Genomic DNA, 24,102 nt, shown 5'->3' on the forward strand with positions numbered 1-24,102 from the left:
CCTTGCGCAATTCAAAACCATGCTCCGGCGCTAAAGCGCCGGAGATTTGAAAACCTTGCTTATTCGCTTCGCGAACAAGCTGCAAAACTAAATACAGAAATGCTCTTTCTTTCCTCGATTTAATCGCCTTTGCGCAGTGAATTCGAATTGGCCTAAGAGGGCGCCTGGGGAACGGGGACGCGCGGTGGGGCCGCCTCCTTGACTCGTTGACTCTTCTCGGATAGCTTTTTCCCGTAAGTCACATGTGACTTACGGGACATGGAGTAATGTGTTACCGGCGTGCGGACCAGAGCGAGAGGACGACGATGCAGACAGACCGGATCATGACTTGGGCGGGCCATCACCCAGAGGTGGCTGTCCCTACCGCCGTAGCCGGCGCCTTGGGGGTCGCCGTTGTTGTGTGGCTGCTGCAACGCCGGGTGTCCAGGGCCCTCAAGGGATGGACACCGGCTCCCGCGCAGCGCGCGGGCATCGCCGGCATCCTGCTTGCGACCGGCCTGGAGGCGGACACGGCCTGGCGCTTCGCCGGCAACCGGCTGGGGATCAGTCATCCCCTGGAGCGGGGGCTGCTCTTCCTGGTGGGTGAGACGGTGCTCTTCACCTTCGCTCTGATGGCGCGGGCCAATCTCCTCAATGAGGAGAAGCGGCGAGCTGGTGCACCCGGCATCTTGGTGTGGGTGATCTGCGGGGCACTGGCTGTGCCAGCGATCTCGGAGTCGGGATCGGTCGCCGCGGCGTGGGTGAGGGTGCTTTTTGGCCCTGTCGCCGCGGCGCTGCTGTGGCACTTCCTCATGGGGATCGAGCTGCGATCCAGCCTTCCCAGTGCCCAGAGCATGGGCACCTTCTCCGTCCTGATGCGGCACTTGCGCGAGCGTGCCCTCTCTCGCTTCGGTGTCATCGAGGCTGACCGCACGGCGGTGGACATGGCGCGTGACCGCGCTGTCGTCCGGGCAGCCATCCTGTCCGAGCGATACCAGACGGCCAGTGGCCGACGGCAGGCGCGTCTCCTCCGACGGCTCCGCAAAGCGCTTCGTACGGCTGGGGTGGCTGGCGACCCCGGTCGCCGTGAGGCGCTGCTCGCCGAGATCGCCACGTCCCGCTTTGCTAAGGACTTGGGCACTACTCCGGTCGACTCACCCTGGGCGGACACAACCGCAGCAACGCCCGCCCCTGCTGCGGCCCGCACCCGTCCGCGGCCCGTCTCACTCCCGGTGCCTGCACAGCGAGAGCTGGAGGCCGACGACGAGCCCCGCACCCTTCCCGCCAACGCGTCGACCACGCATGAACCGCAGGGCGATCGACCCATGGCGGTGGATACTGACAGCTTTTTCAGCACCAGCGACCTGACCCCCCAGGCCGCCGTCGAAACCCGCGCCGAGCGCGAGCGGCGCCAGGCCGAGGCGCAGCGACGCGCCGACGACACTTACGCGAAGGCAGTTGAGGTCGTGGTGGAACTGGTGCAGCAGGGCGCGCCGCTGAGTGGGCCTCAGATCGCTGAGCAACTTCCTGTGGGCCCGCGTACCGTCCAGCGCTACATCAAGCGCATGCGGGAGGAGGGAGTGCTCCCCCAGGAGTAAAACCCTTCTGTCCGCTCGCCAAGGGGCGGTGACCCGGTCGACCGGGTCACCGCCCCTTTTTCGTGGATTGCAAACTTCTACCCTTGAGGCATGAGCACTGCACTGGTCGCCGTCACTGTGAAATCACCGTTCGGCACGCGGGACCGAGTCAAGGCCGCTGTGGCCGAGCAGCGAGCCGTACGGCTCGCCTTCGCTTCTGATGTGCGGTGGGCAACTGCCGAGCTGTCCAGGCGCGAGGCGGCCGCTGTTCGCGGACAGCGGCGGGCCGCGCTGGCCGAACTGCGCGCGGCCGGCCAACTACTCGACTCCGTCGACCGGTTGGCCGTTGCCGGCACTCGGCACGAGATGCGCGAGCGCAGGTGGAACATCGACTGGCCGCCCGTGCCCGCCGAGGCGCTAGACATCGGGCGCTGGCCGGGTAGCCGCGACGGCGGCTACCCGGAGTCGATCCCGTTGCGGCTGCCCCTCGACCTGGCCGAGCAGGTCCGGGCCGCCTGCTGGCACACGTCCGCCGACGCCATCGGCCGACTGCGCGACTGGCGGGACCGCTACCCCGACGCCATCCCGGGCCGCGACGTCGGGCCCACCGACGCTCTCGCCGAGTACGAACGCTTGGCCCAGCAGGTCACGACCGTCGGCGTCGTCTACCGCGCCGGCCTGGAACTCGGAATCGCTCAAGCCCTCCAAAAAACGGATTGCAAACTAGAAAAGAGCAGGTCAGAGAACTTTTGACGATTGCGCTGTCCCCTGGGACGCGCTACCGTCCCTACAGGATCGATTGCACTAGGTAGTTACTCGACGCCATGGAGAAACGATGACCACACACAAGAAGCCCCCATCAGGAGAAACCCCTAAGCCGAGTGAGCCCGGTGATCTCGGCCGGTACCGCATCGTGGCGCGGCGTACCGACGACACCCACCCCGGGGCAACCACGCTGACCCACTTCACCTACGCCCGGTCAGCCGAAGAGGCCATCGCGAAGGTCCGCGCACAGCACGAGGGCCCGGGCTGCGTGTACGGGGAGCAGGGTCTGTACCGCGTGGTGGAAGTGACCGACGAGGGACCGTTCCACGAGGTGCGGCAGCAGGAGGAGGCGCGCCGACGGTACCTGACCACGATCATGGATCACGCCAAGTACACCCTGCGCGGTGGCCGGGAGGTGGACAACCCGCATGAGGGCCAACTCCGGCTGCTGAACGACTTCTTCACCCGCGCGGTCGTCTTCCCCGAGCCGCACGACGACGGCGTACGACCGCAGCCCCACCAGGCGACCTTCGGGTGGACCAGCGAGCGGCCCTTCATCGAGCACTCCAGCGACCCGGGCCGGGCTCTGGCGGTGTTCCTCCTGGCCTACTTGGACCACCACGGCATGGCGCTGGCGCCGGCCGGCACCCCGGCCGCGAGCGAGATCGACCTCGACACCATCGAGGCCCTGCACGCAACCGCCGACCTCCCGGATGAGGCCCCGAACGTCGCCCGGCCCGTCGAGGACCGCAGCAGCGAAGGCCAGCGCAGCGCCCAACGGGAGGCAGACGAGGGAAGCGAGGCAGTCCCCGAGCTGATTGAGCAGGTCTCCGACCTCTGCGAGCAGCACTTCGCGGCCGTCACCGGCAGCAGCTCGGAGCAGTGGGAAGCGGAGTCCCGCGAGGTGGTGGGGATCGCGCTGCGGACCGTGAAGCTGGCCGACCGCGACGCCTACCCGCAGGTGCTGGAGGAGTACCTCAACACCAACCGGGCACGCCTGGAGCGGCTGTGGGCCCGCTACGGGCCCGGCGGGATGTTCGCCGACGAGGTTGTGCTAGTCGACTTCCCGGCCTGCTACGTACTGTGCGAACGCATCGAGGCCGACCCCCTGTGGCTCAACTGGGCCTGGGCGCAGGAGGACCAGGAAGAGACCGCCCTGGAGCGGCTGCACGACGCCTGGCTGTACGACACCGGCGACACGGACGGCGGGCGATGACGGCTTGACGGCTCCGGGCCGTCTGGGCCGTCTGGGCCGGTCCGCCCGCGAGGAGGCCGTGATGGTGCCGCCGGGTCCTGGACGCGCTGGGCGAGGCCGGCGGCCTGTGCACCGCCCGCACGGTGAACATCGACGGCGACCTGATCACCTGCACCCTCGACGCCGGGCACTACGACCCCGGCACCAAACCGACTTTCAAAAACGGACAGCCGGCGGCTGGCACACCGCGGACGGGACGATCTGGAACGACTCGGGCGCCGCCTGCACCCCGCACACGACCGGCTGATCGACACCACGGAGGAACGATGGCCACCACCCGTAAGAAGCGGCCCGGGTTCGGGCCCATTCAGCTCGCCACCCACGTACGCCTGGCCGACTGGCAGATCGAACGGGGGAGGACCCGCGGACTCGTACCTGCGCCCGCGCTGCCCTCGGGGCGCTGGTCCGATGAGCAGGCCGCCGATCTCGCCGAGCGCCGCGACGACGTGATCGAGGCCCTGGGCGACCACCCGGGCTACGGAGCCGGCCGGGCCACGGGCATGCTCGCCGATGCCTTCGGCCTGGCCGACGAACAGATCGAGCTGTGGTCCTGCGACATCGAGGACCTGGCCGAGCACGGCATGCTGGACGCCGTCGGCGAGTACAAGGGCCACACCCTGTACGACGCGCGGCAACTCGCCTCCCCCACACCGGAGATGGGCGCGGCGCTTCGCGAGATCATCGCCACCCGCAGGGCGTGGCTGGAGGCGTCGGAGCGCACCCGGGAAGCCGCGGGCCGCTGCGGGTTCGAGGTCGCCGAGTTCGAGCAGGCCGCCCGGACCGCCGGCATCACCGCCGGGCGGTTCGGGCGGTGGGCGCTGGAGGACGTCGAGCGGCTGGCCGGCAACGAGGAGCTGGCCGAGGACGTGCGCGCCGCGCGCCTGGTCGGGCCGGAGTTGGCCGCGCAGCACCTGGAGATCCGCCGGCGCGACTTCGACTACTGCGTGCAGGCCGGCTGGGTGGCGCCCGTCTCCAGCTCGCTGCGCCGGTACGGCGCCCGGCGGGAGGTCGAGGTGCCGCTCTACCGCGTCGGGGACCTGGACGCGCTGCTGGAGCTGCCCGACGTCGACTGGGAGCTCGTGCGCGCGACCCGGCCCGGGCGCCCCTCCCCGCTGCGGGAGTTCGCCGCGCTCCCCTCCTCCCGCGCCGACAACGTGCACGCCCTCGCGGCCCGGATCGCCGAGCGCTACAGCGTGCCCGCCTGGGCCCACTACCACCCCGGCCGCGACCAATGGACGCTCAACTGGCTCCCGGGCCCTCACAGCGGCAACCAGTGCCCCACGCAGACTGACGTGGAGCAGCTGCTCCACGACAGCGGACTGTCCACCGCCGACGTCACCCTGCTGAGCGGTCCGATCGCGACCGTCCACTGGGCCCGCGCCATGCTCCGCCCCGGCCGCGCCGTCGTCCTCGACACCGAAACCACCGACCTGCCCGGCAGCGTGGTCGAAATCGCGGTGCTGGACTGCGCAACGGGCGAGGTGCTGCTGAACACGCTCGTGGACCCGCAGAGCCCGGTCTCCGAAGGCGCTCGCGCCGTGCACGGCATCGCCGACGCCGACGTCCACGGCCAACCCACCTTCGACCAGATGCTGCCCGACCTGCTCACGGCCACCGCCGACCGCACCGTGCTGGCCTACAACGAGGCATTCGACCGCGAGTGCATCGTCAACGACTGCCGGCGCCTGGGGCTGTCCGCCGGGCACCTCGGCCAGCTCTCGACCTGGGACTGCCTGATGGAGCGTCGGTCGGACTGGGAGGGCATCTCCCGGTGGCTCCCCCTGGGCGGCGGTCACCGTGCCTTGGGAGACGCCCAAGCCGCCCTGCGCCTCCTCCACGACCTGGCCCAGCCCCCCGCCTGGGCCCTCCCCCAAGCACATCCGCACCGCACTCAACACGAAAGCGCCCAACCAACCCGCCAAGGTCGCGTGACCATGGCCATCAAGCTTCGACGCGCGACTCAGCGAAACCCGCCCGACATACGCTGACGAAGCGCTACCGCCTACCACAATGCGGGCGCCTGCACTCGTACTTCAACCGCCGGCACCGCCCGAACTCGCACACTGGGACTGGAGAATCATGGGACGGCACAAGCCGGGGAAACCGCGCAGGCCGCGGCCGGAACCTCAGCCCGAGAGCCATGCACACGAGGGGTTCGAGATCCCCGACGACATCACCGACCCCGACGGCCGACCCGTCGACCACGGAATGCTCAGCCGCCTGGTAGGGGCCGCGTACGACGGCTGCACCACGTGCCAGGACCCCCTGCTGACCCTCCTGGTAGAGGACACAGCCACCACCGCGCGGGTGGTGGAACTGGCCTGCATCTCCACCGACGCGATCCTCGGCGGACTCCCGCCCTCGATGACCGACGACAGCGTGCCCGGTGCGTCGTCTCCGGAATTCCGCCGCCTCGCCCGCGCAGGCGTGGACGGGGAAAACGTCGCGATGTGGCAGGAGTGCGCGGCCATGACCCCCACCGAACGCCGCGCGGCCGTCAACACCGCCCTGGACACCCTCGTCGGCTTCCTCGGCATCGGTGCGCTGTAACGCTGTCCGGGAAACGGTAGAGCCCAACGCACAACCCGGCGCTACGGGCCAACAGGGGCGCGTGCCGCCCCACTGGTAGTAGGGGCTACACGCGGCAGACTGGCGCGATGGGGACGACGAACCCCGGGTGGGCGACCACCTGCACGCCGAGTCGTAGGGCTGGCCCGACCCCCGGCGTGCCTCCCCTGGCCCCCCTGCTCCGGCCCTCGAGCACGGGGGCCGCTGGCTGCCCCAGATCGCGCATTCCATGGGCGTCAAGCCACCCACCGCAGCCTGTGCCGATGCGAAATGGCAGGATCGGCGAGACGCTACATAGATGACCGACGACCCCCACCTCCGACAGATGCCGCTCCCTGGGCCCGCCGCGTGCCCGCCATGGTGCACCTGTACGCACGACGGCGATCGCGTCACCGGGGACGACGACCCGATCATCCACATCTCGGATGCCGTGGTGTGGGATATGCCAGTGAACCGGATCTTTCCCCGAGTGCAATTCGATCTGGTGGCTTACGAGAATTCGCAGGAACGCACTCCTCCAGTTTTGGAAGTCAGCCTGATCCAGGAGGACGGGGAGCCGACGTCTCCAGCGTCATTCGATGTCGGCACCACCGCGGGCCTGGACCGAGTGATCAGTGAGCTTGAGCGGACGGTTGAACAGTTGCGCGCATGGCGCATTCAACTACCCGATACCCGCGACAGATCTGATCTCTGGCCGTAGTGATCTTGGATCACCCTGCTTGGCAGTCAGGCGCCCTTAGAGGCGCAGACGTCGGGGATGAATCCGTTCTTGATCAGGTACCAGTCGTAGCCGATGTGGCCGCAGGCGCGGTACGGGTCTCCCCTGCCGATGGCGGTCAGGCAGGTGGTGTCATGTTCGCCCGCGGGTGCGGTACGTACGACGCGGCTGGTGAAGTTCGGGTCGTAGTGGACTGCAACTGTCTGGCGCACGACGACGGTCGGGCAGGACTGCTGCTGGTCGCTGGCGGCCGCCGTGGTGGCGGGAATGAGGTATGTGGAGCCGACCGCGAGGATGGTCGCGGCCGCAATGCGGGACATCATGGTGATCACTTTCGTTACGGGGCAGGGGCAGGCTTGACGATGTAGCCGGGTGCAGGCAGACGGACGGCGAAGGTGGGCTCGTAGACGTCCGCGAGGGCAACGAACAGCAGCGCGACGCCGATGGCTCCGGGGTCGGGGCTGCCGAGGGTGTGCGCGCCGACGTAGCTGGCGCGGCCGCGCTTGCCCAGTAGGGCGGCGGTGTCGCGGGCACCTGCGATGGCCGCGAGGGCGGCGGTGGTGAGTGGGCTGTCGTCGCTCTCGCGGGCGAGGGACAACGCCCGTACGGCGGGCGTCAGCGCGTCGAGCATGGTGCGGTCGCCGGGCTGCGCTTCCCCTACGCGCCGGATTGCGGCGGCGCCTTCGGCGAACGCCTTGGTGAGCGCGGGCAGGGCAGGGCGGTGCCCGTCGGGACATGCGGCGGTGGCGGTGCCGAGCCGGTCGAGGAGGAGTCCGTACAGGGGGCCGGAGGTGCCGCCGACGTGGTCGAGGAACGCGGCGCCGGCGGCAGTGAGGCCGTCCTCGCCGGTCTCCTCTACGCGGGTGAGCGCGTGGCGCAGTCCGGTGAGGAGGTTGTCGGCGAAGTCGCCGTCACCGCTCTGCTGGTCGAGCGTGGTGAGGGGGGTGCGGACTTGGGTGATGATCTGCGTGTAGTGGTCCAGGACGGCCCGGGCTCCGGGCATGCGACCTGCCATCAAGGTGCGGTCCGTGGTCGGCGGAGTGATCAGGACGGGCGCGGCTGCGGCACGCGGCCAGGTGGTCAGGGGCGTGGTGACCGGGGCCTGCCACAGCTGGAGCCAGCCGGGGGCGAGCTGGGTGAGGGTCAGGGAGATGCCGGCCATGTCGAGTGCTGTGGCCAGGGTGCCGGTCAGTACGGCGGCCACGGTTGTGCCGCGAGCGGCGAGCTGTTCGGCGGCGACCGCGGCGACCGCGGCGAGTTCTCCGGGGGCGGTACCGCCGAGGCCGTTGACGACCAGGAGCACGCCCTCCTCCGCGGGCGGCCCCTCACCCGCGCCGAGGTCGTCCAGCATCCGGTGGACGAGGTCGGCGACGGGCGGGCGGGGGATGCTGCGCGGGGCCCGCTCTCCGTGGATGCCAGAGCCGTAGTCCAGGTGATCGGGCTTCAGGTCGAATGCGGGCCGGAGCGTGGCCGGGGAGGTGTGGGGGCGGGCGCAGACGGTGAGCGTGCGGGAGCGGGCCACCGCGCGGCGGCCGAGTTCGGCGAGGTCGTCTAGGTCGGCCCCGCGATCGGCGGCCGCGCCGAGCAGCTTCTCCACGACGGTGGTGGCCGCGGTGCCGCGGCGCCCGGCACCGGCCGACGCGGACGCGATGTCGTCGCGCACCACGACTTCGTCCACCCGGATGCCGCGGGCGTGGAGCCGCTCGGCGGCAGCTCGGAAGTTGATCACGTCGCCGGTGTACCCCTTGATGATCACCAGGACGCCGTCGCGGTCCTGCGCGACGTCGAGCCCGGCCGCGTGGATCTGCGCGTTGCAGGGGCTCGCGAACGTCTCGCCGGGGACCACGGCATCAAGGCCGCCGGCACCCAGGAGGCCGATGTGGAGGGGGTCGTGTCCGGACCCGCCGCCCGATAGCAGCGCGACCCGCCTGGTCGGTGCGGGCGCGGTGGCCTTGAGGTACAGCGGCTGCTCGCAGAGGGCGATGGTGTCCGGGTGGGTGAGGGCCAAACCGCGGCACGCGGTCAGGACAGGGTCGGTTTCCGGGAGGAAGTAGCTCATTACGGCTCCAATTCGTGGGTGCTCCGCTGGGCCCGGGGTGGTGAGGCCCGGACCCAGCGGTCTCCGGCCGAAGCGGGCCCTGGTCTGGGCACCGAGGCCCCCTTCGCGGGGGTGCGCCGGAGGAATCTGCCTCCCTGGCTGAACGGCTCGGCCGGGGGCGGGCACAAGGGGGATGGTCAGGCGGCGACGGGCACGGTGGCCCAGGCGGTTGCGCGTCCCGGCCGGCGGGTCCACCCGCAGTGGTCGGCAAGGGAGTTGGTGATGGTCAGGCCGCGGCCGTAGGTGCCGCTGTCCGGACGCGCAACCGCAGGGGCCGGGCCGGAGTCGTGGACTTCTACCCGTACTGCGGCGTGCACCAGCTCCAGGTGTGCGTGGATCTCCCCCTGCGCGTGAAGTACCGAGTTGCTGACCAGCTCGGACACCACCAGCACGATGTCGTCGACGGCGCCGGTGCGCAGCGGGCGGTCCAAGGTGGACCAGTTCGCGAGCGCGGAGCGGGCCCAGATCCGGGCGCGGCGCGCGGCGGTCGGGTGACGGTGGAACGTCCGGTCTGTGGACGGAACGGCTGCGGTGATCATGCTGACTCCCAGGATCAGGGCTGTGATCTGCGGCTATGCCACCCACACTGCTCGGAAGGGCCGTCGAAGTCCGGAACGACTGGGTTCCTGCACTATCCAGTTCCGGTTGCGGAATGTGATTATTCTGACCACTGGAGGTGATGGCCGCAGGTGGGGCAGCTGCCAGGTGCCGCCATGGCATGAATGCGCGGATGCCAGGGGTTTCGCCTGAATTTACCCTGGCTTTACACGAGAGGTCATCTGATGAGCACAGGAGCGGACCGGCCCGCGGCACAGCGCGCTGATATCGGGGCGCTGCTCCGCGCCATGCGGATGAAGCGAGACCCCGCCCTGGTGCCGGGCTTGGACGCGGTCCGCACCCGCACCCGCAGCTACGTCACCCAGCTGGACATGGCCATGCTGCTGCGCTGCTCCGAACGGTGGTACGGCGCCCTGGAGCGCGGTGAACAGCGCGACTTCTCCCGCCTGATGCTCGATGGGGTGGTGCGCGTCCTGGACCTGGCCGAGGATCAGGCGGAGATGCTCTACCGCGTGCACGGCCACACGCCGCCGCAGCCTCGCGTCGCAACGCCGGACCCGGTACTTGTCCAGCTCGTGAAGGACCAGACGCACTGCCTCAGCTACCTCAGTGACGAGGCATGGGACATCCTCGCCTGCAACACGCTCGCCGGCCTGCACTGCCCGTGGATGACGCGCCCCGGCGCCAACATCATGACCTGGGCCTTCTCCGCCGACGCCCGGTACCAGATGAGGGACTGGGAAACCGCCTGGGCCGTCCCCATCCTGAGCGAGCTGCGCTCGGCCTGGCAGCGCAACCCCCACAACCGGAGGCTGGCCGAGGTGGTCGCCACTGTCCGCGCCCTGCCCGAGGTACCAGCCCTGTGGGCACGCACCACCCACGTCCGACTCCCCTACCAGGCCCCGCGCCCGATGTACCTGCCGCTGGTGAGCACCGACCCCATCCCGATGCACCTGCTCGCCGTCGGCCCCTACGGCTCCACGGACCTGCGCTGGGTCTGCATGGTGCCCGCCGATCCCGAAGTCCGCCTCGACTGAGGGAACTTCCCGGAACCGCCCGGCTGGGTCGATGTTCACGAAAACGGACAGCACTGGGGGCACCGCGCGGCAGAGTGCAGGGGTGACCGCTACTTCGGACCGCTTGCCCGCTCGTCGTCGCCGCCATGCACGGCTGATCGCTGCTCTGACCGCAACGGTCGGGGCCTGCGCTTCGGCGGCGCAGGCGTTGTATCAGCCCGTCGCCGATGCCCCGCCCCAGCAGGAGGCGGTCGTGGTGGACCCCCTGCCGGTCGTCTGCCTCAGCCGCACGGCCGCCCCGCTGCTGGAGGCGGCCCGAGCCGAGGACGAGGACAGGTGGCCGGCCGTCGTCGCACGGGAGCGGGAGCAAGCACAGCGAACGCGCGCCGCGAGGGTGGCGCTGGCGCAGGCTCAGGAGATCGTGGAGGAACCCGGAGCGTCCTGGCCCGTACCGCTGCCGACTGCGGAACAGGGTGCGGCCATCGACCTGGCGGGCGCCGGCGACCAGGTCGTAGAGCTGTGGCGCGCCAACCCGGTGCAGGCCGCCGCCCTGGTCCACGAGCTTGTGGCCGGCGGGGAGTTCACAGCGGCCGAGGTTCTGGATGCGGCGGTCGATGCAGCCATCGGCGCCGGGCTGCTGGCACTGACCGACGCGGGCACAGCCTCCGACCCGAGCATGATGGCCGAGCAGTGCCTGGAAGCCGCCCCGTGCTTGGTGCTCGCGGTGGCCCTGGCATCCGCCGACCTGGACTGACCATCAATTCTCCGCGTGCTCCATCCACGCGCCGTACACCGCCGCCCCGAAGAACCCCGGCCCGAACCCTGCCACCAACCCCGGCGCACCGTGGGCCGGCGGGTCGGCGTAGTGCCGGCGCAGCACGTCCAGGACCGCGGGCCCGCCAGGATTCCCGTGCTCCCGCAGCGACTCCCAGGCGTGGGCCAGGTCCGGTGCGTCCGGCAGGCCCGCGGCCTGGGACTCGATGATCCGCGGGCCCCCCGGGTGCGCCGCCATCCACACCGGCCACGCCGACTGCGGTACCGCCTTCAACCGCTCTACCAGATCCGGCATGCACGCGGTCACCGCCCGCAGCGCCGCCGGGGTGGACGCAAACCGTTGCCCCTCGACGTCGGGCTCCATCCAGTAGCAGGTGCTGCTATCCGGCAGGAGGTACGTCCACCAGTCGTCGATCCGCAGGCCCGGCGCGCGCCAGTCCGACGTCACCACCGCGGCCGCGCCGCAGTCCCCGAACAGCCCGGAGTACATCGCCGAGACGATCCCCGGTTCCGCCGGCCGGTAGCAGCTCGACAGCGCCTCGCTCACCACCAACAGGACCCGTCGCCCCGGCTGCGCCGCCACCAACTGCGCCGCCAGCGCCAGGCCCCACGATCCCCCGGTGCAGCCGACCTGCGTCACCGGCACGTGCAGCACGTCCGGCCGCAGCCCGAGCACCCGCGCAAGGTGCACCCCGAGGCCCGGCATGGCGATGCCGCTGGAATGCACCGGGATCAGACAGTCCACCTCCCCCGCGTCCAGCCGGGCGGCACGCAGCGCGTCCCGCGCAGCCTGGGCGCCCAGCTGGTACACCGCCTCCACCGTCCACCGATTCCGGGCTTCAATCCCCTGAGGCAGGGTCAGCTCCTCTAGCGGCAGCGACCAGAACCGGTGATCCACCCGCAGGGACTTCACGATCCGCAGGGCAGCCGACAACCCCGGCTGCCCCTCCTGCGCCCGGGCAATGTCCGCCAGCACCGCGTTGGTAGGCACCTGGTGCTCCGGCAACGCCACCGCAGGACAGCTCACATATGCAGCCATAGCCGCTCCTCAGCCCGACTATCGGAATGAATCGCTCATTCCGTACCGGGCAAGTCTGCCCCTCCCGATCGAGAGCGGCCGCCACACCGACACGCTGTCCCCCAAAAAGGCGACGCCGCCACTGCTGCCGCAGTGATGGAGCTGCGCGAGCAGGCCGGCTGCAATCGGTCAACTTCCCCGCCACAGCAGCAAATCGGACATCCGGCAACCGGTTTCGGCCGAGCACTGTAAAGCCACTTGCCATGTAAAGCAGCTTTACATCACTGTCTTGTGTGTGAGTACGAGACGAGACGACGTGATGGCCGCACTGCGGGACTGGTCGAAGCCCGGGCGCCGGGCCGACCTGCTCGCCGCCGCGTGGCAGGCGGGCGAGACGAACGTCTCTGCTCTCGCCGAGGCCGCGCGGATCAGCCGGCCGACCGTGTACGCCGATCTGCGATCCAGGGGCATCGACCCTGACCACCGACCGAAGGGCACCAACGTGATTACGAACCTGTCCCCGCTCGACATCGAGGGCTTCACCGGTGTCGGCGAACGGATGGACGCCGAGTTCGACGCTGCGCTGCGGCGCTGGGCGGCCGAGCACCCCACCGCCACCCGGGAGGAGGGCCGGACCGAGGGGGTGCGCCTCGCCGCCCTGATGGACACGACCTACCGCTACGCCGACGTCCGCGACCGCCTCGCCCACGAGCAGGTCGCCCGCGCCGAGCGGAACCGGCTGCTGCACCACGTCGAACTGCGGTGGGAGGCACTGAGCACCGCGCCCGCGTGGCTGGCCGCCCACCATGCCTACGTACTCGCGGTCGACGAGGCCGGCTTGGCCATCGACATGTGGCGCGAGCGCGCCGAGGCCGCCGGCAGCCGCCCGTTCTTCTGTTTCTCCCCCCAGGACGAGGAGGCATACCGGCAGATCCAGCAGGCCGGACACCCCTCGCTGGAGAAGGCGCTGGCCGACCTCGATCCGGCGCCGGCACAGACCGCCGAGCAGCTGCGGGCCAACCTCGACCAGGCCCACGAGCACCGCATGAAGCTGGCCGCCCAGACCCTGCGCATCGCCCAGCCCGCCCAGTGACCACACCCACCAACCCGAAGGAGACCACCGTGTCCCTCGCCCAGACGCATTCCGCCCGCGCTCGCCTGATCGCCGAGATGGAGCGCCTGTTCGCCGTCGACGCCGGCCTCGGCTCCCTGCTCGGCTACAACGGCCGACCCGACATGACCCAGGAGGCCAAGCAGGTGCAACGGGCGTGGGCCCGCGCCCTGGTCGCCGTGCACGGCCACGACCGCGCCTCCTCCGCCTACACGCAGTACGCCAGCCGCCGCCAGAACACCGTCCGCGAGGGCGTCGGGTCCTGGGGCAACCTGGTGTTGGGGGGCAGCCCGGTCCCCCGCTGGGACCGCGACATCCACGGCTTCCTCTGCCACTGCTGCGTCGAAGCCTTCTCCACCGTCGTCGCGGCCGACGGTGACCCGCTGTGCAACCGGTGCGCGATCACACACGCCGACGTCCAGACCACCCGCCCGCAGTGGCACGCCTACAGCCACGCCCAGTTCCAGTTCCCCGGCCTGATGGGCGAGGAGCGCAAGACGAGCGAGAGCAAGCTGCTCATCCGCTACCAGGACGACGAGGAACGCGCCTACGTCACCGGCGAGGCCGCACTACTCACCGAGCGGACCAGCCCGCTGCCCGGCCTCACCGCCATCTCCAGCCAGACCCACGGCGACAGTCGCGACACTATCCGCCTCACCCTGGAGACCCGGGCCGAGCACGGGCACCGCAGCGTCGACATCCTCGCCACCTTCGCCTACGACCCCGAGCCTGAGCAGTGGGAGGACCACGCCTACGGCTTCCGCTTCGTCTCCGCCCGGCTCACCACCCGCGCCCGGAAGCTGGGCCACCTCGACACCGGCGCCCCGGCCATCATCACCGAGCACACCGACCTCTACCGGCTGCTCGACACCCTGATCACCCACCTGTACAGCGCCACGTGACCCAGCCCACCCCGACACAAGGGCGCCCGCAGCCATTCGAGCTGGCTGCGGGCGCCCACGCACGAGGATACGGCGGTCGTCCTAGACCCGAGCATCCAGCACATCATCGAGGCCCAGGCGCTCGGTGCCCTCGGTGCCGTCGGACGTGACGTAGTCGACTTCCACCCATTCCGCGCCGTCGTCGTCGCCGAAGTGCATATCGGTGATCTCCACGGGCTCTCCGTCGATCAGCACGGTGCTGCCCGGCTCCAGCTCATACACCCCAACCGACTCGTAGCTGCCATGGGGCGCGGGGTCTGCGGTGCTCTGGTGGTCCTGGTCCCTCTCGCTCAACTCAACGTCCTCCCCGCCGGCCGGCTCGACGGGCGGTGCCAACTGCTCCAGGACAGCCGGGCCAGTTCCCCGCGACGGGCGGTCCGAGCGCAACGAGCCAAGGAAACCCAGCAGGTCCACACCTGGGTGAGCCTTGGCGTACGCCTCGGACTGCACTTGCATCCGGTCTACCAACGTCTCCCAGGTCGCTTTGTCTTCGCCGTCGTAGTCGCTGTCATCGCTCGGAGTCAGCAGGCGCAGCACCTGGACCTCCTGGGCGCCGTCCGCGGTGCTGGTGATCGCCCGTCCCTGGATGCTCGGCAGGTCGGTGCCGGTGTAGCTGTCGCCCCACATCATCCGGGCCGCCTCGGGTGTCGCACGGTCCAGGGAGACCCGCTTGCGGAAGGAGTCGCGAGCGAGGCCGGTGAGGAAGGCTGCGTCGGGCCGCTGGATACCGACGATCATGTGGATGCGGGCGGTGCGGGCCAGGACCACCATCCGCTTCCATTTACTCATGCACGGGTGTTCACGGCCCTTCAGTGTTTTATCCTGACTCTTCATCTCGGCCCAGATCTCGTCAATCTGCTCCTTGAAGATGAAGAACTCATCGAGGATGAACAGAATCTGAGAGAAACTGTCCTTTTTCGCCACCCGGCGCTTGATGAGGTCATAGCGACCCATCATCTCGTTATGCGCGGCCGTGATGGCATAGGCGATCTCGTGCGGATCGCAGACGACTTGCACGCCGTCCATGTCCTCGAAATCCAGGTATTCGGTCATCTTCGGGTCGCAGAGCACAACCGGAATTCCCAGCAGGCGAGCCGCCACGACCAGGTTGCGGATGAAAACGGTCTTTCCGCTTCCGGTCGGGCCGATCACCAGACAGTGGGGGTCCTTGCTGCCAAGCTTCCAAGAGACAATGGAGTGGTCCTCCGCCACTGCATACGGCAGCTCGCTCTTTTTCATCTTGTGCATGAGCGGGAAACGCACATTGGATGGGAAGGGCGGGCGGAGCTCAAAATAAACCCGATCCTTCTCGAACTGCCAGACATCTCGCCATTCACCTGGCAGCTTGCTGTCGAGCTGCATGAGTGCACGATTCCGGAATTGGCGCGACAGGTCGCGTGTCGTCGTGGCGTATGCGACATCGACGCGGGTGAGGGTGTCGCCGTCGAAGGTCGGCGTCACGGTTGCTGTCGCTCCCATGATCGAGTGGACGACGCTTGTCGCTCGGCCACGTAGCCGGGTCTGCTCCGCGCTGTCGTCCGACGTCGTCTCCGGTGTCGCACCGCGGTCGATGATGTCGCTGGACCCAGGCGTCACCTCGATCCGACATACGACGCGACGCTTGGGCGGCTGCCATGTCGCGACGACAGTCCCTCCCAGCCGTGTCGCGACGATCTGCCGGACAGTGTCGCGGGCTTTCGTGTCGCGCTCATCCCATGTCGCCGGGTATCGGATGACGATCTTGGTGGGTACTCCGTGTCGGCGGCGTGAGGCACGGACCATGCCGGTGGGCGTCTCGGGGCGGAGCACCGGGGCCAGGGCTACGGTCAGGTCACGGACTGGGCGAGTGTGCTTGCGGTGCCACGCCCCGCCTACGGAGCCGATCACGGCTACGGCGGCCGCGGCCGCCACGGCGTAGGTCAAGATCGCCGGGCGGTGCAGGAAGGCCGCCGTGCCGTAGCCGATCGCTGCGATGCCGGCGGCATACATCACAGCGCCGACCACGGGTGAGCGGTCAGGTCCGGGTGTGGGAGTGGGTGGTGCCACGATCCCCTCCTGGGTGAGAACGGTGTTGGGCATGTGCTCCCTGTCGGGGCTTGACAGGGGGTGTTACGCTGAGACTCTGCAACGCAGGAACGAGTAGCTAAGGGCTCAGCGTTTCCCCCCCTTCCGCCCCTCCGTGGGCGGTTTTTTCGTCGCCGCGTCGACCACTGCCCGAGCCTGGGCGCGGCGCTCGGCACGGATCTGGGCCCCTCTTACGGCCCCCTGGGGGCTGGGTCCGCTGGGCAACCGGCCGACCACAGGGAAAGGCCGGCCGCGGTTGTAGCGCGTCTCCAGGTAGCTGACTTCGGCATCTACCGCCTCGCACACGAGCTGAGACAGGTTGTAGTAGCCGTCCGACCGCTGCATGGTGTGCCAGACCGCGGCCCGGAGTCGAGCGTAGAGACTGTCGGGCATCGAGAAGGACCGGGTACGCACGCTCTCCAGCGCAGCCGGAGCGACATGCTCCGCTTGTCTCGCTGCGGTCATGTCGCGCGCCGTAGGCGGTCGTGATCGCCCCGCCTTACCGCTGTCGCTGTCGCTGTCGCCGCTGTCGCTGTCGCTGTCGCTGTCGCCTCGACGTCGTGACGTCGTGTCGCTGTCGCTGTCGCTGTCGCCTCGACGTCGTGACGTCGTGTCGCTGTCGCTGTCGCTGTCGCCTCGACGTCGTGACGTCCGTCGCCGCGTCGCCGTCGCGTCGCCGCCGCCGGACGGCAGTGTCGCGTCACCGACTCCTGGTGACGCGACACCGAGCACGACCTCGACCGGATCGGCCTCGACTCTCGGGTGCAGCTCGACCGGACGGCGTCTCCGGCGAGGTGCCTTTTTATCATCCACCATCGGTCTCTCGCTCTCTCTTCAGCAGGGCGTCGTAGATTTCTTGATACCTATCAGCGACTGACGAAAGATCCCCATCGCCGAATTCGCGACAAGGAGTATGGTAGCTCTCCAACGCATCAGGAACGAGCGACGCCCGTGGAATTGGTGGATCGCAAACCAGCTTTCCGTACCTCGCTCTCATATCATTGAGGATTCGCAACGACGCGGAACTCTCTTCATAATCGGAAACGATATAGCCGGAAACGCTCAGCCGATCATTCCCTAACCCCTTCACTCGCAATGCGTTGTATGTCATATCCTCCGCTCCTTGAAATGCCCACATCGTCGCCTTTGCAGTAACGAAAAACCTCTCGGTCGCCAGGAGTCCGGAAAATGCGACCCTTCCCCCCGTGCGCGGGATATCGATAATCACGTCGTCCACAAGATCCGCAATCTCCTCGGAGTCCCGAGCCTCCCTCAACACGTGCATACTCGCGGGCGTGAGGTCTACCTCCCGATTTGCCAGCTCCCTGGATGCCGGAGCAATGAGAATTCGAGGCCAAGAGGTAGGCACCAGAACATCGCGCAGCGAGAGTTGCTGGCGGGTAGCAAAAACATCCTTCACACCGACCTCGCGGCTGGCCGGCTCGACGGCCTCGGTCGCCGCGGCCTGCGGGTCCAGGTCGATCACGGCTACACGCCGATGTCGGCGCCCCACTCGTCGCCGGGTGGCGGCATACGCCAGTTCCAGCGCCGCCGTAGTGGAGCCCACACCACCCTTGACGCTCCCGATGCCCAACCACATGCGCTCGCATCCGCCTGACTCCCCCGCTACTGATCGCTTCCCCATGTTGTTACATGCGACATGGTAGGGCTGTCCGGCTGACCTGCGTCTACAGCTCACTAGTTCGCCGAAATGCCTGTATCTGAGGCTCGGTTTCCGTCTATCCTGTAGTGACTCATGTTCACTGTGTCACATGTGACTACCTATCACCTGGTGGCACCGACGGGAGAGGAACCCCCATGCACGCCCCCACAACGATCAGGCGCCTGCCCAACCAGTTCCGACAGGCGCGTCAGCGACGGCAGTTGCAGGCCGCGCTCGCCCCCCGCGGAGTGAAGGGAATCGCCGCCGCGGCCGTCCTGGCCGCTCCCGCTGCCAGCGGTGCGGACACCGCCGGCGTGCGCAGTTGGCTCACCGACAACATCGTGCCGCTCGGCGTCATGATCACCGGCTGCATCATCCTGTACAACGCCCGCAAGAAAGACCACGCATCGACGGTCAACATGGTGGGCGGCGCGCTCATCGGCCTCGCCGTGATCGGCGTGGGCGTCGGGGGCTTCGCCCCGAGCATCGGCTCGTGGCTCGTGAGTCTGATCTGGCACGGCAGCAGCACGAAGGCCGCAGGGAACTGAGATGAGGATGCACAACGACGACGAGGTCTATGCCGTCGACGATGTCTTCCTCGGTCCGACCAAGCGCACATTCCCATTCCGCGTGCGGTATCGCGCCTACGGCATCGGCAGCCTGCTCTATGTACTCGCGCTCAGCATCGAGGTGAAGGTCCACGTCATCGGCTTCTGGGCGGCGCTCTACGCACTGCTCGCGGTGATCTACACCACGATGAAGATCATGGATCACGTCGACCACGAGAACACCGCTCGGGCCGTGGTCATCGCCTTCTGGCACGAGGTCAAGGCACCACGGGACCGACGCTCAGGCGCCACCACCGCCCGACTGTCTCTGAGGGCCGTACGCCGCCGGACTCGCTGACATCACCACTCAGACCACCCACCCTGCCCAACACAGGTGAATGAGGGATCAATGACCACTCATGCTACGAAATCAACACGAACATCCCTACGCCCGCGGCTCCTTGACCGCTTGCTCACGACTCAGCGCCGCACACCCGACACCGGGCACCGCACCGGACTCGCGCTCACCGACGTCGTTGGAAACCTGACCGTCACCCGCACCGGTTACGTCACCGCCTGGTACGTAGCCGAACCTCAGCGCTGGAGCTTCAAAACGGACCGCGAGCGCAACCAGCTCGTACTAGCTCACGCCCAGCGCCTGGCCGAACTCACCGGCCGCCGGCTCTACCTCCGGATCACCCACCGCCCGTACCCGGTCGCCCGCTGGGCTGAGGCCCTGCACCGCTCCGTCGTCAACCCGCTGCCCGGCTGGGAGAGCTATCTCCAGGAGGAACAGCTCCAGGTCGCTCGACTACCGCTTGATGACAAGGTCATCTACTACGGGGTGCGCCTGGGCCGGGTCTCCGGCGCAGGCCGGGCCGCGAACAAGGTGCTGCGCGGCGCGCTGGACCGCGAACTGGCCGCACTCGGCCGGGACCTGACGGAGATCGACCGGACGATGAGCGCTCCGGGCATGGACGCCTCCCCCGCACAGGCCCACGACATGGACTGGCTGCTGACCCGCTCCATCGGCCTCGGTCTACCCGCCCCGCTCGACCCGCCACCGCAGCCTGACAGCGTCTGGTCGCCGAGCGATCTCGCCGAACACACCGACGGCGTCGAGTGGAGCGCGCCCGAGCCCTACGCCCCGCACCTGCGGATCGCCGGCGACCGCAACGGCCAGCGCGTGGAACGCTACGTGACCATCCTGACGATGAGCCGCATGGACCTGCCCGACATCCCGGAATCCGGGTATGGCCCCTGGCTCCAGCGACTGGACCGGCTGCGGTTCCCCTACGAGGTCTCCGGCGTCTTCGACGTCCGGGAACCTGCGCAGACCGACCGCGACATCCGCGACCAGCTCGACCGCATCCGCCACCAGGTCAACCACCACGCCGAGCACGACGTCGACGTCCCTCTCCAGCTCTCCCGGCAGCGGGACCAGGGGCGGGGGATCGAAGACGAAACGAGGAGCGGATTCTCCGGCCTGGCAACCCGTGTGCACGGCTGGATTCGCATCGCGGTCTCCGCGGCCACCGCCGAGGACGTCCGCAACCGGGCCGACCAGGTCATCAAGATGTACTCGCCACAGGTCGTCATCAAGCGTCCCTCAGACCAGTACACGATGGCCCGCGAGTTCATCCCCGGGGAGGACCTGGCCCACACCGGCTACCGGCGGCGGATGCCCGTGACCACCCTCGCCGGGTCCCTGCCGGCCGCCACCGCTCTGGTCGGCGACCGCGTGGGCCCCCACATCGGCTCGACGTCCGGGGTATCCCGACGCGCGGTGATGTGGCACCCATGGATGAGCACCGAGCAGCGTGAGCGCTCCGGCCTAACGGTGGTCCTGTCCACCCTGGGCGGCGGCAAGAGCACTCTGTGCGGAAAAGTCGTATACGACACGACACGGATGGGCGTGCCCTGGGTGGTGCTCGACCCGTCGGGGCCGCTGACCCGGCTGTGCGACCTCCCGGAGCTGCGGCCGTACTCCCGACGGATTGACCTGATGCGGGCCGAACCCGGAACTCTCAACCCGTACCACGTGATCCCCGACCCCCGGCCCGAGCACTACACCCCAGAGCAGTACGCCGACTACGACGACCCGGCGCTGGAGGCCAGCCTGGCCCTCCAGCGGGACACCCAGGCCGCGGCCGCGCAGCGGCGCACCCTGGCGATCGACGCGATGCGGGGTCTGCTACCCGCCCAGATCACCGGTAGCCAGCAGACGCAGACCGCGCTGCTGCTGGCCGCCGGCAGGACCGACGCGTCCGTGCACTCCTCTCCGCACGCGATCATCAAGGAGCTGGAAGCCGAATCGGGGCTGGGCCTCGCAGAGCACGCCGGGCACCTGGCGAAGCTGCTGCACGCCGCCGCCGAGCTACCGCAGGGGCAACTGATCTTCCCTCCCGCTGACGGTGACGACCGCTACCAGACCGCGCACCAGCGCCTGGTGGTGATGAGCCTGCGCGGCCTGACTCTGCCCGCCGACGGCACCCCTCCCAGCGAATGGACGCTGGAGGAGCAGTACAGCATGCCCCTGCTGTACCTGGCTGGCTGGTACGCGCAGCGCTCCATCTACGACCGGGACATGAACGACCGCAAGGGGCTGTTCCTCGACGAGACCCACGCTCTGCTGTCGGTCCCGTCCGGCCGGACCCTGGTCAAGAAGACCGGCCGCGACTCCCGCAAACACAACACCCGGGCCCTATACGCCACCCAGGACGGCGGGGACATCCTCACCGCGGGCGTCGAGAACTGGGTCGACTCAGTGTTTGTGGGCCGCACCATCGGAGCCCAGGCGCAGCGCGCCGCGCTGGGACTGTTGGGCATCGAACCCGGCCACGGCTACGAGGAGATCCTCGAGGGGCTGTCGAATCAGTCCCGCAGCTCCAACACCCGGTTGGGGTGGCGAGAGTTCATCTTCAACGACGGCAACGACGGCATGGAGCGCATCACGGTCCGCCTGGACCGGCCGGCGCTACGCGACGCCCTCAACTCGACCGCCAACCCCCACCGATCCCGATCGAACCCGTTCGTTGAGCTCGCAAAGGACGGGAACCGATGACGCTACTCACATCCCGCCGACGGCTGCTGTTCCTTGGCATCCTCCTGGCGGTGGTCGGCGCGGTGCTGGCGGGACCAACCACCAGCACCGCTAGCGCCACTGATCCGTGTCAAGGATTGAACGGATCGACTCTGTCGAAGTGCCAGAAGGACAACCCCCAGCCGACACCGACGCCCAGCTCGGACCCGTGCAAGAAGCTCAGCGGGCCAACCAAGGACGCCTGCAAGGACGCCAACGGCGGCAGCAGCGGCAGCAGCACGTCGAGCAGCAGTAATCCTCTGGACAACCTGTTCGGCGACTGCAAGAGCCCACCCATGGCTCAGTCTCCGGGACAGGGGGTCATGTCGTGGACTGCGGGCGGACCCACTACGGCACCCGCTCCGATCGACCCGAGCAGTGCAACGGCGACGTCGCACCTGTATGAGCAGTACGGCATGGCCGGTCTCCAGTGGAATACCTACGACCTGGGGTGCGGCGGAGACGTCCGCGATCCGGGCAGCTCGTTCGAGAACTGGCTCGCGAACCGGTCGCTGGACGCCACCAAGTGGTGGACCGATCTCGCGGTCAAGATGCAGCGGGAGAGCGCGGGCACCGGCTACATGTCCAAACTCAACCCTGTGTTCTCCCAGGCGACAAAGGCAGTTCGTGACGCCGTCTATACCCCGTGGATCGGGACATCCATTGTGCTGCTCGGATGTGTTCTGCTGTTCCAAGCCCGGGCCAAAAACTTGCCCGGCCTGGCACAGGCCATCGGCTGGGCTGCTCTGGTCATGGTCGTCACCACGTTCGCGTTCAGCTATCCCACTCAGGCTGGCAGCATCACGGACACCGCGATGACTCAGACCATCGGGCGTATTCAACAAGGCGTAGCTGGCGATCCGGATCACGGCTCCGATCCTCAGACGTCTGAGGGGAACCTCCTGGTCGGCTCGATCATCTACCAGCAGTGGCTGGACGGTGAATTCGGCTGCTCCGACTGCTCTGTGGCGAAGAAGTATGGGATGCAGCTCTACGACACCCAGGCATTGACATGGGCAGAATCGCGTCTCCCTACCACTCAGAAGGACGCCGTCATTGCTGCGAAGGCAGCCGCGTTCAAAGACATCGCGTCGAAAGTCCAGAAGGAGGACCCCGTGGCCTACGGGTATCTCACCGGCCACACCTCCGGACGGCTCTGGGCTTCGTTCATCGCCGCACTCGCGGCCATTCCCGCAAACAGCTACAGCATCGCCGCGTCGATCGTGCTGGCATGTGCCCGCACGATCATCAAACTCCTCGTGGTATTCGCACCGGCTGTCGCGCCTATCGCGATCCACCGCCGGATGGCAGGCACCGCCCAGACTCTGGGCAAATCCGCAGCCGCCGCAGTGATCAACGCGCCCCTTTTCTGTCTCGCCGCTGCGCTCGATGTCCTCTTCAACCGCGCCTTGATCAGCTCCACCGCCGTTCCCCAGTGGTTCGCCGTCGTCCTGCTCTACGTCCTGACCGCCATTCTGTGGAGCATCAGCAAGCCGTTCAGGTCCCTCACTTCGATGGTCAGCCCCAATCGCAACTGGGCCGGAGACGGCGTAGGCACACTGTCCCGCGCCAAGGCGGCCGTGGTCGGCGGCGCGCTCGGCTATGCAAAGGGGCGCTGGAACGCCCGCCAGATCGGCAAATGGCTCAAGACCAACGGCACGGCAGGCTCCGAGGACGACGCCGTGGCGCCCAACACCGTCGCCGAAGAACAGGTCGAGGAGCAGCAGGAGGAAACGCCGGTCGGCCAGGACCTGGTGCTCGCAGGTCGCGGATGGCCCCGCGACGACGAAGCCGGAGACCAGGCCGGCGCTTACGGGTACGCCGGACCGGATGGGCATCCCGGGCCTGGCGGCGGCGGGTTCTTCGTCCCCGGTGGCGCTGGTGTTCCCGGGCAGCGGACACGTGCAGAAGACCTCGACATCAGCGTGGAACGCGTGCCGGCCGAGGCCCGGCCAGCACGATCTGGTCCCATGCCGCGCCCGCCGGCCCCTGCGCGCCGGACGCTGCCCAGCGCGCCGCCGGCAGGTTCTCCGCCCCCCAGCGGCGACGTGCCGTACAGGGGCGGGCCGACGGGCCCGGTTGTCGTAGACGCCCCGGCCCCAAGCAGCCCACCCTCAGCGGTCATCGAACCCACCACTGCTGAGGACGGCAGCAGCGTCTACGTCGTGTTCACTCCCACCAACGGCTATGCGATCCACGATGACCGCGGGCCCCATTCCGGCACCAGCACTCCCGATCTGCCGGAGGACGGCAATGTCTGACCTGATCCGCCAGATCGCGCGCTGGCCTCTCTACAGCCGACGCCGGCTGCTGCTCGTGATCGCCGGCCTGATTGTCCTGCTGGTCCTGTCCGGGTCGTGCCACCAC

The 24,102-nt window shown here is 68.6% G+C and carries 21 protein-coding genes; 14 read left to right on the forward strand and 7 right to left on the reverse strand.

Translation table 11 applies throughout. The features are described 5' to 3' along the window. Positions 1-305 precede the first annotated feature (305 nt). The 6 genes from RVR_RS36990 to RVR_RS37015 all read left to right on the forward strand — a co-directional run bounded on the left by RVR_RS36990 (position 306) and on the right by RVR_RS37015 (position 6,844). A complete protein-coding gene (locus RVR_RS36990) occupies positions 306-1,577 on the forward strand; it encodes a helix-turn-helix domain-containing protein (RefSeq protein ID WP_202239952.1) in 1,272 nt (423 codons plus the stop codon). Positions 1,578-1,667: 90 nt separating this feature from the next. Next, positions 1,668-2,309: a hypothetical protein gene (locus tag RVR_RS36995; RefSeq protein ID WP_202239954.1), complete on the forward strand. Its 642-nt coding sequence runs from the start codon at positions 1,668-1,670 to the stop codon at positions 2,307-2,309. 82 nt (positions 2,310-2,391) lie between these two features. After that, positions 2,392-3,537, forward strand: coding sequence for a hypothetical protein (locus RVR_RS37000; protein WP_237405505.1), 1,146 nt, complete (start codon positions 2,392-2,394; stop codon positions 3,535-3,537). A gap of 305 nt (positions 3,538-3,842) precedes the next feature. Further along, entirely contained in the window at positions 3,843-5,564 is a 1,722-nt protein-coding gene (locus tag RVR_RS38825) for a 3'-5' exonuclease (protein ID WP_202239956.1), read from the forward strand. Positions 5,565-5,655: 91 nt separating this feature from the next. Further along, complete coding sequence (locus RVR_RS38500; protein ID WP_237405506.1) at positions 5,656-6,126, forward strand: hypothetical protein; 471 nt, start codon at positions 5,656-5,658, stop codon at positions 6,124-6,126. A gap of 316 nt (positions 6,127-6,442) precedes the next feature. Beyond that, positions 6,443-6,844, forward strand: coding sequence for a DUF6907 domain-containing protein (locus tag RVR_RS37015; RefSeq protein ID WP_202239958.1), 402 nt, complete (start codon positions 6,443-6,445; stop codon positions 6,842-6,844). A gap of 26 nt (positions 6,845-6,870) precedes the next feature. Here the strand turns inward: RVR_RS37015 and RVR_RS37020 are convergent, their stop codons facing one another. From RVR_RS37020 to RVR_RS37030, 3 genes are all read right to left on the reverse strand, one after another. Then, positions 6,871-7,185: a hypothetical protein gene (locus tag RVR_RS37020; RefSeq protein WP_202239960.1), complete on the reverse strand. Its 315-nt coding sequence runs from the start codon at positions 7,183-7,185 to the stop codon at positions 6,871-6,873. Positions 7,186-7,199: 14 nt separating this feature from the next. Further along, positions 7,200-8,921, reverse strand: coding sequence for a dihydroxyacetone kinase subunit DhaK (locus RVR_RS37025; protein WP_202239962.1), 1,722 nt, complete (start codon positions 8,919-8,921; stop codon positions 7,200-7,202). A 176-nt stretch (positions 8,922-9,097) separates the two neighbouring features. Continuing rightward, positions 9,098-9,499: an ATP-binding protein gene (locus tag RVR_RS37030; protein ID WP_202239964.1), complete on the reverse strand. Its 402-nt coding sequence runs from the start codon at positions 9,497-9,499 to the stop codon at positions 9,098-9,100. Between the two features lie 243 nt (positions 9,500-9,742). On the opposite strand from RVR_RS37030, the gene RVR_RS37035 reads away from it, so the two are divergent. Both RVR_RS37035 and RVR_RS37040 read left to right on the forward strand, forming a co-directional pair. Beyond that, entirely contained in the window at positions 9,743-10,555 is an 813-nt protein-coding gene (locus RVR_RS37035; protein WP_202239966.1) for an MmyB family transcriptional regulator, read from the forward strand. A gap of 232 nt (positions 10,556-10,787) precedes the next feature. Beyond that, positions 10,788-11,288: a hypothetical protein gene (locus RVR_RS37040; protein WP_237405507.1), complete on the forward strand. Its 501-nt coding sequence runs from the start codon at positions 10,788-10,790 to the stop codon at positions 11,286-11,288. A 3-nt stretch (positions 11,289-11,291) separates the two neighbouring features. On the opposite strand, the gene RVR_RS37045 is transcribed toward RVR_RS37040, so the two are convergent. Continuing rightward, the gene (locus tag RVR_RS37045; protein ID WP_202239970.1) at positions 11,292-12,347 is read right to left on the reverse strand and encodes a beta-ketoacyl-[acyl-carrier-protein] synthase family protein; all 1,056 of its coding nucleotides are present in this window, start codon (positions 12,345-12,347) and stop codon (positions 11,292-11,294) included. Between the two features lie 274 nt (positions 12,348-12,621). On the opposite strand from RVR_RS37045, the gene RVR_RS37050 reads away from it, so the two are divergent. Together RVR_RS37050 and RVR_RS37055 are read left to right on the forward strand one after the other, a co-directional pair. After that, positions 12,622-13,419 carry a hypothetical protein gene (locus RVR_RS37050; protein ID WP_237405508.1) on the forward strand — a complete coding sequence of 266 codons (798 nt, stop codon included), beginning with the start codon at positions 12,622-12,624 and terminating at the stop codon, positions 13,417-13,419. Between the two features lie 29 nt (positions 13,420-13,448). Further along, on the forward strand, positions 13,449-14,339 hold the full coding sequence (locus RVR_RS37055) for a hypothetical protein (protein WP_202239972.1): 891 nt from the start codon (positions 13,449-13,451) through the stop codon (positions 14,337-14,339). 81 nt (positions 14,340-14,420) lie between these two features. On the opposite strand, the gene RVR_RS37060 is transcribed toward RVR_RS37055, so the two are convergent. The 3 genes from RVR_RS37060 to RVR_RS37070 form a co-directional block, all read right to left on the reverse strand. Continuing rightward, the gene (locus tag RVR_RS37060) at positions 14,421-16,457 is read right to left on the reverse strand and encodes an FtsK/SpoIIIE domain-containing protein (RefSeq protein WP_202239974.1); all 2,037 of its coding nucleotides are present in this window, start codon (positions 16,455-16,457) and stop codon (positions 14,421-14,423) included. Positions 16,458-16,529: 72 nt separating this feature from the next. Further along, a complete protein-coding gene (locus RVR_RS39275) occupies positions 16,530-17,258 on the reverse strand; it encodes a ParB family protein (RefSeq protein ID WP_430393261.1) in 729 nt (242 codons plus the stop codon). Beyond that, on the reverse strand, positions 17,248-18,087 hold the full coding sequence (locus tag RVR_RS37070) for a ParA family protein (RefSeq protein ID WP_346731516.1): 840 nt from the start codon (positions 18,085-18,087) through the stop codon (positions 17,248-17,250). The genes RVR_RS39275 and RVR_RS37070 overlap by 11 nt, the downstream gene beginning before the upstream one ends. 173 nt (positions 18,088-18,260) lie before the next feature. Here RVR_RS37070 and RVR_RS37075 point away from each other — a divergent pair, with 173 nt between their 5' ends. The 4 genes from RVR_RS37075 (at position 18,261) to RVR_RS37090 (ending at position 23,996) form a co-directional block, all read left to right on the forward strand. Then, the gene (locus tag RVR_RS37075) at positions 18,261-18,653 is read left to right on the forward strand and encodes a hypothetical protein (RefSeq protein ID WP_202239979.1); all 393 of its coding nucleotides are present in this window, start codon (positions 18,261-18,263) and stop codon (positions 18,651-18,653) included. Between the two features lie 7 nt (positions 18,654-18,660). Continuing rightward, complete coding sequence (locus RVR_RS37080; protein WP_202239981.1) at positions 18,661-19,011, forward strand: hypothetical protein; 351 nt, start codon at positions 18,661-18,663, stop codon at positions 19,009-19,011. Positions 19,012-19,122: 111 nt separating this feature from the next. Continuing rightward, the gene (locus tag RVR_RS37085; RefSeq protein ID WP_202239983.1) at positions 19,123-21,717 is read left to right on the forward strand and encodes an ATP-binding protein; all 2,595 of its coding nucleotides are present in this window, start codon (positions 19,123-19,125) and stop codon (positions 21,715-21,717) included. Next, positions 21,714-23,996: a hypothetical protein gene (locus tag RVR_RS37090; protein ID WP_202239985.1), complete on the forward strand. Its 2,283-nt coding sequence runs from the start codon at positions 21,714-21,716 to the stop codon at positions 23,994-23,996. The genes RVR_RS37085 and RVR_RS37090 overlap by 4 nt, the downstream gene beginning before the upstream one ends. Positions 23,997-24,102: the final 106 nt, after the last annotated feature.

It is taken from the genome of Streptomyces sp. SN-593 (genome assembly GCF_016756395.1).
Lineage (GTDB): Bacteria > Actinomycetota > Actinomycetes > Streptomycetales > Streptomycetaceae > Actinacidiphila > Actinacidiphila reveromycinica.